The sequence below is a fragment of the Lacibacter sp. MH-610 genome (assembly GCF_045780045.1).
Classification (GTDB): Bacteria; Bacteroidota; Bacteroidia; order Chitinophagales; family Chitinophagaceae; genus Lacibacter.
In genome coordinates this window covers 3,704,040-3,715,792 of the sequence record NZ_CP116002.1, presented here as the reverse complement: position 1 = coordinate 3,715,792, position 11,753 = coordinate 3,704,040, and the positions used below count along the sequence as shown (strand labels likewise).

Genomic DNA, 11,753 nt, shown 5'->3' with positions numbered 1-11,753 from the left:
TTATTAGGTTTGCAATTCAAAAAAAATTTATATGTCAGATACGAGTGGCCAGTTGACCTTGGTTTTCAACGATGCAGAAGAGCATATGATAAAAGCAATCCAGCACCTGGAAACAGAATTAGTGAAAATCCGTGCGGGAAGAGCTAATCCTAATATGCTGGATGGAATTGTAGTGGATTATTACGGCTCACCTACACCCATCAACCAGGTAGGAAACATCAGTGTGAGTGATGCAAGAACCATCACCATTCAACCTTGGGAAAAAAATATGCTGCAGCCTATTGAGCGTTCCATCATCAATGCCAATATTGGTTTAACACCGCAGAACGATGGTAATATCATCCGTTTGTTTTTACCCCCGCTTACAGAAGAACGCCGGAAAGAACTGGTAAAAAGAGTGAATGGGGAAGGAGAGCATACCAAGGTAGCCATCCGCAACATCCGTCGTGATGCCATTGAACATATTAAGAAATTACAGAAAGATGGTTTGAGTGAAGATGCTGCTAAAGATGCAGAAAAAGACATCCAGGACTTAACCAACAAATACACCGCTCAGATTGATAAACACCTTGAAGCGAAGGATAAAGAAATCATGAGCGTATAATCAATAAGAATTTATTTTGAGGAAAGGAGGTGCACTGCATCTCCTTTTTTTTTGATAGATATTGCTTTTCGTTCAAAGTGTCTGACGCCTCCACGGCGTCCTGACACCAATAGCTTCAAAACATGAGGAATCAGAATTATTTATTGGCAATGTACACTCCGCAAAGAATAATAAGTAAACCCAGCAGTTGCAGCGGTGTAATACTTTCGCCATAAATCAAACCCCAGCCTACGGCCACAAAAGGAATACCGTAGGTAACCATACTGCTGAACAAAGCCCCGGCTCTTTTCATAAGCATATAAAACAAAACAGAAGCAATGGCGGTGCCAAATACACCCAGCACCGCACTGGCACCAACTGACCATAACACTTTCTTTTGCGTAAAGGAATGATTAAAAAAACCATCAGCCCACAATACAGCTACTGCAGGAATGATGAGTGATACAAACGCAATGGAAGCGATGTGCAGCGATGAAACCTGTTTAAGATGCTGACTGAGGATATTTACATTCAAACCATAACTGAGCGTGGCAAGAAAAACGAGGAACGCATAAAACCAATGCATATCCTGTGCAGCTGCTTCTTTAGTAAGAAATAGTAACACCATACCGGCAAAACCTACAATAACACCGGCAATTTTTTTAGAGGCAGTTTTGCTTTTGAAAAAAAGTACACCAATCAAAATCACACAGAGTGGTGTTAAAGCGTTGAGCATCCCGGCGAGAGCGCTGTCAATCTTTGTTTCGGCTACACAAAACAGTATGGCCGGGATAAAACTGCCGATGATACCCGTGAGTACAATCAAACCCAGTTTCTTCCGTTCTACCTGCAAAAAACCTTGGTAAGCAAAGGGCAATAAAATTACACCGGCACTGAGCATACGCACAGCTGCTACCTGGTAGGCAGTTAGTTGTTGCAGTCCTTCTTTCATCAGAATAAAAGAACTGCCCCAGATGATACAGAGTACAATAAACAAAGCCCAGCTGATGAGTTTTCCGTTCATAGAAGCTGCAAAGGTGGGCGAAATACACGGAATGGCAAGATGGATTATTTATATTCGTAGCACAAACAGCAACCATGGCATCCATCAAACTCGCTTCCATCAGCACAAGAGCTCCCAAAGGTCTCGATAAAGAAAAAACAAAAGCAAAAACGGCAAAGCTGCTGGAAGAACTGGATGAGTTGCAGAACCGTTTGATTGCGGAAGGCAAACATGCACTGCTGGTGGTGATCCAGGGAATGGATGCCAGCGGTAAAGATGGCACACTGCGGAACGTATTTGGTTCTTTAAATCCACTCGGTGTTTCAGTAGCCAGTTGGAAAGCACCCACACCCGAAGAACTGAGTCATGATTTTTTATGGCGGATACATAAAGAAGCACCCGCCAAAGGCATGATCAAAATTTTCAACCGCAGTCATTATGAAGATATTCTCATCACCCGTGTACATAGTTGGTGTGATGATGCAACGGCTGAAAAAAGGATCAAATCCATTAATGATTTTGAACAGTTGCTGGCGGAGCATAACAGTACCAAAATTCTCAAGTTCTATCTGCATATTTCACCAAAGGAACAACAGGAGCGACTGAAAGAACGCACCCACGACCCCCGCAAAATGTGGAAGTACAACGAAAAAGATTTTGAAGAAGCAAAATTGTGGAAGCAATACCTGAAGTATTATGAAGTCTGCTTCAATCAGTGCAACCGTATTCCCTGGCATATTATTCCGGCAGATCAGAACTGGTATAAAGAATACCTGGTGGCCCAAAAAGTGTACGATACACTCAAAGCATTGAGGATGCAATACCCCGGTTTAAAAAAATGATGGCCTTGAGATTTGCAATTTGGTTTGTTTTTTGTAAGATTTGTACCATCCCTCCCACTTGTTAACTGCTGACCTTCTCATCTCAACACATACATTTTATTAACCAACAAAAACCAATCGTTATGGGTATGCTTAAAGAATTCAAGGAATTCGCTATGAAAGGTAATGTAGTCGACCTTGCAGTCGGCGTAGTAATTGGTGGTGCTTTCGGCGCCATCGTAAGTGCTATTGTTGATCACATTTTAATGCCCGTTGTGGGGATGCTTACAGGCGGCATTAATTTTGATGCCTTGTCTGTAAAAGTGGGAGAAGCAGAACTTAAATACGGTATGGCCATATCCGCCACCGTTAAGTTTGTTGTAATTGCTTTCTTCCTCTTTTTAATTATTAAAGCACTCAACAAAACCAAAAAAGAAGAACCACCGGCCGCACCACCTCCCACACCGGAAGATATTGTGCTCCTGCGTGAAATAAGAGACGCACTCAGAAAATAATGTAACAGTATTGTTTTACGGCAACGGCGTAGCCATTGCCGTTTTTTTATAATTCAAAACAGATTTTATGAAACAGATTTTGCTCACCTCAACTGCCTTGTTTCTTGTATTGATGACATTCGCACAGGATCAACAGGTGGAAAACATGAAAAAAGAAGCCAACCGTGAAGTAAAAAAAGAAGAACAACAAAAAGAAGGCTGGACCAAAGGTGGTGTATTCAACCTTAACCTTTCACAGGGCGCCAGCCGTAACTGGGCAGCTGGTGCAGAGCGTGCTTCCTTCTCCATCAATGCAATTACCAATGGCTTTGCTTATTATAAAAAAGGAAGAAATATCTGGGATAATACGGCTAACCTGCAATACGGTATTGTAAATGCCACCAGCATTGGCACCCGTAAAAATGATGATCGTATTGACCTGCTCAGCAAATACGGATACCAATTGAAAAATCCCAAATGGTATGTATCTGTATTGGGTAATGTGCGTACACAGTTTACAGATGGTTTTGATTACTCCGCCACACCTAAAAAGCAGAACTCCGCTTTTTTTGCACCTGCTTATGTATTGCTTTCACCGGGTTTAATGTACAAGCCTAATAAAACATTTGATGTGTTTCTATCTCCGGTTACTTCCCGCTGGGTAGTGGTAAGTGGTGGTCATAAAGATCTGCGCCGCATCTTTGGTTTTACAGATACCACCAAATCCTCTATCAATGAAATCGGTGCTTTTTTAACCGCCAATCTCAAAAGGGATATTGCCAAAAACATCAACCTTACCAGCCGCCTGGATCTGTTCAGTAACTACCGCAACAATCCAAAAAATGTAGATGTGTTCTGGACCAATGTAATTGGCATGAAGGTGAATAAATACATCGGTGTTACCTACAACTTCGATTTAATTTATGATGATGATGTAAATGATGCCAAACGTCCCGGCCGCAAACTGGGCACGCAATGGAAATCCTTATTGGGTGTTGGTTTCACAGCAACATTTTAAAACCCTCGCATTTGCAGGCTATATGTCCCCTCCAGGGAGGGGAGGAGAACGCTTAAAAAATCAGGGGAATGAAAAGGGGTGGGTTTCAAACCCGCCTCTTTTTATGGGGAAAACCCACCCTCTTTTCTTAAGCCGCTTCCCCTACATTTGCAAGGTTCGGCCGGTTGCTGAACCTTTAAATTTTTTGATTCGTGCATACACAAGCTTACCAGATTAAATTACCCCAGTTTGAAGGTCCTTTTGACCTGTTATTGTTTTTCATTGAACGGGATGAACTGGACATCTACAATATTCCCATTACCAGAATCATCAACGATTTCCTGGACTACATTCATACCAGTGAAGAGTTGAATATTGAACTCAGCAGTGAGTTTATTTTATTCATCTCCACGCTCATGCGTATTAAAGCGAAATTATTGCTGCCCCGTAAAGAACTGGATGAGCAGGGCAATGAAATTGACCCCCGCCAGGAACTGGTGGATAAAATCCTGGAGTACAAACGCTTTAAAGAAGCCAGTCTGCAAATGGCCGAAATGGAAGCCCAGCGTATGTACATGGTAAAACGTGGCAACATCACCAAAGAGCTGGCGCAGATTGGTGAAGAAGCCGGTGAGGGAACAGAAATACAAACCATCACACTGTTCAAATTGATGAAAACATTTGAGCGGGTGATAAAGAAGCAGCACGACCGTAATAATAAACCGGTGCATACCGTAGTGCAGTACAACTACACCATGGAGGGCAGCCGTGATTATATGCTCCACATGGTGAAGGAAGAAAAGACGATGGCTTTTGAAAAGTTATTTGAAGTGTGCGAAAACCGCATCCATGCCATCTTCCTTTTTTTATCATTACTGGAGCTTTCACAACAACGTTATATGACACTCCTGGTAGGCGAAGGCAAAAACAATTTCATCATTGAATGGAATGAGAACCGGGAGCCTGATGCTGCAGAGATTATTATCAACCCGGAGTTGAATTAATTGTTTTGAATAAATGATTTAATGGTTCCTGTAAATTGGAACCATTTTTTATTCATACATCCACAACAGCAGCGGCTTTTTACTTTTATCAATATAAGTTGCCAGCGTTTGTAAAAAGCCGGGCGACACCGTAGGGCAGCCATTGCTCTGGCAAATGGGGTAAGGCTTCACGTCATCATCCGGCACACAACTGTGTGCATGCAAAACCACAAACCGTTCAAAGGCTTTGTTATTGCTGCTTTCCAATCCATGAAGTTTATAAGCAAGCCCGAACCTGCCGTAATAACTGTTGCCGATTTTGTATTTACCCAGCGAACTGCAGTTGCAGCCAACAGTATTCCTATACCTGCGGCCTGTTAAAAAAGCTTCACCACAGTTGCCATGTGTTACCAATCCTTTGTGAATGATCTTATTCTTTCTGAAACTGTACACATAAAAACGTTTGCTGCCGCTGTGGGCTTTTACATCAAACAGGAACGCATAATCCGTAGCATAGTTATTCTGTTTGGCATAGGCCAGCAGTTGGTTGGCATAGTTCTGAACCTTTTGCTCTTCATCAGCAGGTTTTATGGTGGCAGCAGGAGCAGTTCTTTTACGGTTGGTGTTGGATTCTTTTCTGCCGGAGCAATGAATGCAGGCAAGCAGCAGCAATGCAAAACAGAGTTTGTACAACATAATCGGTTGGTTGAAAGCGGAGATACCAAAACGTAACTATTCCATAAACCAATACAGGTTAGCTTCTTAAACTCTCGTTAAGAAAATAATTCAGAAGAGGGTGTTAGGATTTAAAAAAGGAACTGTCGACGTCTGACGCCCTCGTCTGACGGCGTTCCAAATTTTTTTTCAGGTGATGGAGTGCAGGATAAAACAATAATGATTCCAATCTGGTTGTTAAGGCCATCAAACAGTAAATGAATAAAAAGGACTGAACATTTTTACAGGCCTGTGAAACTTCCCTTTATTTTGCAGCCTAATTAAATACCATGAAACAAATCTGTTGGACCCTTTTAATGATCTCAGCCCTTGTAACTACAGCAACCGCACAGCAAAAGAAAAACACTAATAAGCCGGTTCGTTTTTTATTAGGTGGCGCCTTAGAGCTGGGGGGTGATAAAGTAGCCGAAGTTTATTTTACAGATGGCAGTACACAAGACATTAAAGCAGGGCAGGGTGGAACTGTTTATGCAGGTGCCCAGTTCCGGCTCAATCAAAAAGAAACCTTCTTTCTGCGCAGCAGTGTGGGTATTAAATATGTAACCACTAAAGCTGATAATGCTCATATCCGTCTCACCCGTATTCCCCTGCAACTAACGGCTAACTATATATCACCTGATAAAATAAGAGTGGCCGCAGGATTGGTAACGCACCAAGCCATCCGTATCAACTTTGATGGTTTAGGAGAGAATGCTAAACTTACTTCTTCGCCCGGTGTTGTAGTAGAAGCAGGCTATGGATTGGTGGCGCTTTCTTATACCTTCATGACGTATAAAGACAACACCTCCCGTTCTTACTCAGCCAATGCGATTGGGTTGACTTTTTCGGGAGTGTTTTAAGCCCTTACATTCATAAACTTTCTTTAAAGCATCATTCACATGCTGTAAAATCGCTGCTCGTTGTTTTTCTTTTCACCTTTCTTGGTGCTGCAGCACAAACGGAAGAAAAACCTGCGTACCATCTTAAGTGATAATCCGGATGCGTTGCAGGAGCAGCATCTTTATAAAAAACGAAAACCATGCAACGTTCCCTCACCTGCAACTGTTAGGTAATAAAAAGCTCATGAACTTAAAATACCTGCTGCTCACACTGCTGACCCTTGCGTTGCTCAGTTCCTGCGAAAAAGAAAATACAGGCAAAACCAAAACAGATGAATGTATTCCTGCACAGGTTATTACTGCTGTAAGTACAGTGCAGCAGGATCAACAGTTACTCAATCAACTTTGGGATGATATTGTAGCGCTCTCCGGCTCGGCAACCTGCCAGCGGGCCAATGGCTGGGGTATTACACCCGTGGGTGCTAAACCCTGCGGCGGTCCCTGGACTTACCTGCCCTACCGTTTGAATGGAGATGTAGATTGCCTCATGAAAAAAATCAGGCACTACAACGAGCAACAAAGCTTCTATAATGTAAAGTATGCAGTAGGCTCTGATTGCCGTGTACTGCCGGAGCCCAAAGCAGTTGATTGCAGCAGCGGAGTTCCTGTATTGGTGTATTGATGGATGAAGTTTTCAGCAGAACAAACAAGATTGAGTTTGTACAACATTCAATAATTGTTTCATGGCTCCGCAGGGCTGTCATCCCGACGTTAGGAGGGAACCGCCGGGAAATTAATTCCGTTTACTTGTTGATTGGTCAGGCGACCAACAACGGCGTAAGTATTCAGCAGTACAAACAAGATTGAGTTTGTCAACAATCAATAATTGTTTCATAGCCCCACAGAGCTGTCATCCCGACGTTAGGAGGGAACCGCCGGGAAATTATTTCCGTCTACTTGTTGATTGGTCAGGCGACCAACAACGGCGTAAGTATTCAGCAGTACAAACAAGATTGAGTTTGTACAACATTTAATAATTGTTTCATAGCCCCACAGAGCTGTCATCCCGACGTTAGGAGGGAACCGCCGGGAAATTATTTCCGTCTACTTGTTGATTGGTCAGGCGACCAACAACGGCGTAAGAAATGTTTATGATTTGATGTAGTTGGTGAAGACACCAACCAGTAAGAAAAACAACGAAAGAACAAAAGTTAATGTAACTGCTACGAACCATCATAAAAAATCCCGGAGCTGTTTCAACTCCGGGACATCATTATCATCAATGCAATTAATTATCCATTCACCAGCACCTTCACCGTTACGTTCATCATTTCCCGTACCGTCTTTGCAATACCATTGGCATCAATACCAATTTCATCATACAACTGTTTAGGTGTGCCGTGCTCTACCAAACGATCAGGTATGCCCAGGATCTTTACTTCGGCTTTATAATTATGTTCGGCCATAAACTCCAGCACCGCACTGCCAAATCCACCCTGTACACAACCATCTTCCACCGTAACTACTTTCTCATACTTTGCAAACACTTCATGCAGCAATGCTTCATCCAACGGCTTGGCAAAACGCATATCATAATGCGCCGGGTTAATACCATCGTTCTTTAACTCACGTATAGCACTGGCCGCAAAATTGCCCGGGTGACCAAACGAAAGAATGGCAATACCTTCTCCATCCTTCAGCTTACGTCCCTTACCGATTTCAATCTCCTTCATTTCTGTGCGCCACTCCGGCATCACACCTTCACCACGAGGGTAACGGATAGAGATGGGTAATGTATGGGTATCTAACTGAGCTGTGTACATCATGTTCCGCAGCTCCGCTTCGTTCATAGGAGCGGCTACAATCATATTAGGCACACAACGCATATAAGCAATATCATAACAACCATGATGGGTAGGTCCATCTTCACCTACAAGACCGGCACGGTCTAAGCAAAAGATCACCGGCAGTTTTTGAATGGCTGCATCATGCACCACCATATCATAAGCACGCTGCATAAAGGAAGAGTAAATATTGCAGAATACTTTCATACCCTGCGTAGCCATACCGGCACTGAGTGTAACCGCATGCTGCTCACAAATGCCCACATCAAAAGCACGGTGCGGCATTTTATCCATCATGAACTTTAAAGAAGAACCGCTGGGCATAGCAGGTGTTACACCAACGATCTTTTCATTCTTCTCAGCTAACTCAATAATGGTATGACCAAACACATCCTGGTACTTGGGCGGCTGAGGTGTATCAAACTTCTTCTTCTGGATTTCGCCGGTTACTTTATCAAACAGTCCGGGTGCATGCCACTTGGTTTGATCTTTTTCGGCCAGCTCATAACCCTTTCCTTTAACGGTTACAATATGCAGCAACTTGGGGCCGGGAATATTTTTGAGATCCTTCAACGTATCTACCAGCTTGGTAATATTATGACCGTCAATAGGACCAAAGTAGCGGAGCTTGAGCGCTTCAAACAGGTTACTGTTCCTGTTTACAAAACCCTTGATGCTGTGCTCCAGCTTGCTGGCCATATCACGGGTAAAGTTTTTGCCTACGGGTAATTTGCCCAGGGCATTCCAGATATCATCTTTCAAACGGTTATAAGCCGGTGAAGTAGTAATATCAGTTAAGTATTCTTTGAGAGCGCCCACGTTGGGGTCAATGCTCATGCAGTTGTCATTAAGGATGATGAGCACATCACTGTCTGCCACGCCTGCATGGTTCATGGCTTCAAAAGCCAGACCGGCCGTCATAGCGCCATCACCAATTACGGCTACCGCTTTACGGTCTTCACCTTTCAGTTTGGCGGCCATGGCCATACCCAGTGCTGCAGAAATGGAAGTGGAAGAGTGACCCACGCCAAACGTATCATATTCACTTTCGCTGCGTTTAGGAAAACCGCTCAGGCCTTTGTACTTACGGTTCGTATGAAAGTTATCCCTGCGGCCGGTGAGTATCTTATGACCGTAGGCCTGGTGACCCACATCCCATACGAGTTGATCGTACGGCGTGTTGTACACATAATGCAGGGCTGTAGAAAGTTCCACCACACCCAGGCTGGCACCAAAATGCCCGCCGTGCACACTTACGATATCAATAATGTATTGACGCAGTTCATCACAAAGCCGGGGCAGTTGGTCCATGGAGAGCTGCTTCAGATCATCCGGGTTATTGATTTTACTGAGCAACGATCCGGGTTTAATTTCCATAATGAGTTGAATAAGTGGTAAAAATAGAAAAAATGAGCGCCTTTTTACAGCGGGAGCATAATTTAACAACCTATCGCTATAAAGGTTGTAAAACTGCCGGCTTCTTTTTAAGGGTCTTATCCCTCATTTATTCCATTTACAAAAGTAATCAACCCTTTGTACATTTAAACCCTCTGTTGCGGAGGGTGAGGGTAGCTTTGCAGATAACAGGTTTAAAACAGCTACCCGTACCAAACTGAATGAGGATTTAATTTATGCAGGCTTTAAAAAAAATATCAGCTTACTGGTGGTGCCAGATTGCCGGATGGGGTGCTAACCTGCTGGTGAATGTGTTCTTTTCCTGGACCTTCCGGGGCGAAATAACAACTTTGTTTTTGTGGCGGGTTTTGATTCTTACAACACTTGGATTAGTACTCACACACCTCATGCGTGCGGTATTGCTGCGGTTGAATGTGTTGCAGAAATCATTTGAAAAGCAGGCTGTTTATTTTGTAGCCATTACTGCTTCGGTTTCTTTTTTACTGGCCTTCCTGCAACAGATGTGCTACAGTAAGTTTAACCTGTATGAACCCAACGAAATAAAATTCAGCTTTACCAGCCGGTTAATTGGTAATACATTTAATTCTTTTGTAACCCTGCTGGTGTGGAATCTCATTTACTTTATTTATCACTATGTGGAGCGTGTACGTAATCAGCAGATTGAATCATTAAAGGCAGAATCGCTCATTCGTGATTTGCAGTTGCAAACGATTAAGTCGCACATCAATCCGCATTTTATTTTTAATTCGCTCAACAGTATCCGTGCATTAGTGGATGAAAACCCAAGCAGGGCACGTACCGCCATTACAGAGCTGAGTAATATTTTACGCAGCAGTATGCAGGCAGAGAAAGCCGAAACAGTTCCTTTTGAAAAAGAACTCAATATTGTAAAAGATTACCTGGCACTGGAGCAGATGCGTTTTGAAGAACGGCTCAAGGTGAAGTTTGATATTGACGAAGATACACTGGACCAGCCGGTGCCTCCTATGATGCTGCAAACATTGGTGGAAAATGCCATCAAGCATGGTATCAGTAAAAATATTGCAGGTGGTGAAGTGCAGATTGTTTCAAGGTTCAATAATTTCCATCATGTACTGATTGTGCGGAACACGGGTAAACTCAACGGCAGTTATAATAACGGAGGATTTGGCGTAAGCAGTACAATGGATCGGTTAAAGCTGATGTTTGGCGATAAAGCATCCTTTGTTTTAAAAAATACTCATGATACACAGGTGGAAGCCATTGTACAAATGCCTGTGAATGTATAATTTTCAGAAAACTTTAATCCATGCATAAAAGAGCAATCATAATTGATGATGAACGTTTGGCCCGCAACGAGTTAAAAAAACTGCTGGGTGAGTATCCTGAGATAGAAGTGGTGGATGAAGCAGCCAATGTAGATGAGGGTATTCAGAAAATTGAAGCTCAAAATCCTGATTTGATTTTCCTGGATATACAAATGCCCGGTAAAACCGGTTTTGATCTCCTGCGTGAACTCAACCGCACACCCGAAGTAATTTTCACCACGGCTTATGATGAATATGCTTTACGTGCTTTTGAAGTAAATGCTTTAGACTATCTATTAAAACCCATTGAACCTAAACGCCTTGCTGATGCTATTCATAAACTGGAAGAAGAAGATGCGGCTGAAGAAACAGAAATTACGGCATCCGTAAACAAAAGTATCCTCAGTGAGAGTGACCAGGTATTTGTAAAAGATGGTGAACGTTGCTGGTTTGTAAAGCTCAGTGAAATCCGTTTGTTTGAAAGTGTGGGCAACTATGCCAAAGTTTACTTTGGTCCTAACAAGCCCTTGATTTTAAAATCACTCAATGCACTGGAAGAACGATTGGATGAAAAAGTATTTTTCCGTGCTAATCGTAAGCACATTGTAAACCTGCGCATGATTGAAAAAGTAGAACCTTATTTTAACGGAGGTTTACTGTTGGAAATTCATGGCGGCGATAAAATTGAAGTGAGTAGAAGACAGGCAGTGAAGTTTAAGGAGATGATGAGTTTGTAATCAGTTTTACTTTCAGATATTCCGATCCCGTCTTAC

The 11,753-nt window shown here is 42.8% G+C and carries 12 protein-coding genes; 9 read left to right on the top strand and 3 right to left on the bottom strand.

Features of this window, described 5'->3' with window-relative positions; translation table 11 throughout:
* Positions 1 to 31: 31 nt before the first annotated feature.
* Complete coding sequence (gene frr, locus PDL71_RS16995) at positions 32 to 604, top strand: ribosome recycling factor (RefSeq protein WP_407523345.1); 573 nt, start codon at positions 32 to 34, stop codon at positions 602 to 604.
* A gap of 136 nt (positions 605 to 740) precedes the next feature.
* On the opposite strand, the gene PDL71_RS16990 is transcribed toward frr, so the two are convergent.
* On the bottom strand, positions 741 to 1,607 hold the full coding sequence (locus PDL71_RS16990; protein ID WP_407523342.1) for a DMT family transporter: 867 nt from the start codon (positions 1,605 to 1,607) through the stop codon (positions 741 to 743).
* A gap of 74 nt (positions 1,608 to 1,681) precedes the next feature.
* On the opposite strand from PDL71_RS16990, the gene PDL71_RS16985 reads away from it, so the two are divergent.
* From PDL71_RS16985 to PDL71_RS16970, 4 genes are all read left to right on the top strand, one after another.
* Positions 1,682 to 2,428 carry a PPK2 family polyphosphate kinase gene (locus PDL71_RS16985; RefSeq protein ID WP_407523339.1) on the top strand — a complete coding sequence of 249 codons (747 nt, stop codon included), beginning with the start codon at positions 1,682 to 1,684 and terminating at the stop codon, positions 2,426 to 2,428.
* A gap of 122 nt (positions 2,429 to 2,550) precedes the next feature.
* Positions 2,551 to 2,922 (top strand): large-conductance mechanosensitive channel protein MscL, encoded by a 372-nt coding sequence (gene mscL / locus PDL71_RS16980; protein WP_407523337.1) that lies wholly within the window; start codon positions 2,551 to 2,553, stop codon positions 2,920 to 2,922.
* Positions 2,923 to 2,989: 67 nt separating this feature from the next.
* A complete protein-coding gene (locus PDL71_RS16975; protein WP_407523334.1) occupies positions 2,990 to 3,919 on the top strand; it encodes a DUF3078 domain-containing protein in 930 nt (309 codons plus the stop codon).
* Positions 3,920 to 4,110: 191 nt separating this feature from the next.
* Complete coding sequence (locus tag PDL71_RS16970) at positions 4,111 to 4,902, top strand: segregation and condensation protein A (protein ID WP_407523331.1); 792 nt, start codon at positions 4,111 to 4,113, stop codon at positions 4,900 to 4,902.
* Between the two features lie 48 nt (positions 4,903 to 4,950).
* Here PDL71_RS16970 and PDL71_RS16965 read toward each other — a convergent pair whose 3' ends face one another.
* On the bottom strand, positions 4,951 to 5,577 hold the full coding sequence (locus PDL71_RS16965) for a murein L,D-transpeptidase catalytic domain-containing protein (protein ID WP_407523328.1): 627 nt from the start codon (positions 5,575 to 5,577) through the stop codon (positions 4,951 to 4,953).
* A 308-nt stretch (positions 5,578 to 5,885) separates the two neighbouring features.
* On the opposite strand from PDL71_RS16965, the gene PDL71_RS16960 reads away from it, so the two are divergent.
* A complete protein-coding gene (locus PDL71_RS16960; RefSeq protein WP_407523325.1) occupies positions 5,886 to 6,455 on the top strand; it encodes a hypothetical protein in 570 nt (189 codons plus the stop codon).
* A gap of 223 nt (positions 6,456 to 6,678) precedes the next feature.
* Positions 6,679 to 7,116, top strand: coding sequence for a hypothetical protein (locus PDL71_RS16955; RefSeq protein WP_407523322.1), 438 nt, complete (start codon positions 6,679 to 6,681; stop codon positions 7,114 to 7,116).
* A gap of 610 nt (positions 7,117 to 7,726) precedes the next feature.
* Here PDL71_RS16955 and dxs read toward each other — a convergent pair.
* Complete coding sequence (dxs, locus tag PDL71_RS16950; protein WP_407523320.1) at positions 7,727 to 9,655, bottom strand: 1-deoxy-D-xylulose-5-phosphate synthase; 1,929 nt, start codon at positions 9,653 to 9,655, stop codon at positions 7,727 to 7,729.
* Between the two features lie 254 nt (positions 9,656 to 9,909).
* Between dxs and PDL71_RS16945 the strand changes: the two genes are divergently transcribed.
* Positions 9,910 to 10,962, top strand: coding sequence for a sensor histidine kinase (locus PDL71_RS16945; protein ID WP_407523317.1), 1,053 nt, complete (start codon positions 9,910 to 9,912; stop codon positions 10,960 to 10,962).
* Positions 10,963 to 10,982: 20 nt separating this feature from the next.
* Positions 10,983 to 11,717 (top strand): LytR/AlgR family response regulator transcription factor, encoded by a 735-nt coding sequence (locus tag PDL71_RS16940; protein WP_407523316.1) that lies wholly within the window; start codon positions 10,983 to 10,985, stop codon positions 11,715 to 11,717.
* Positions 11,718 to 11,753 lie beyond the last annotated feature (36 nt).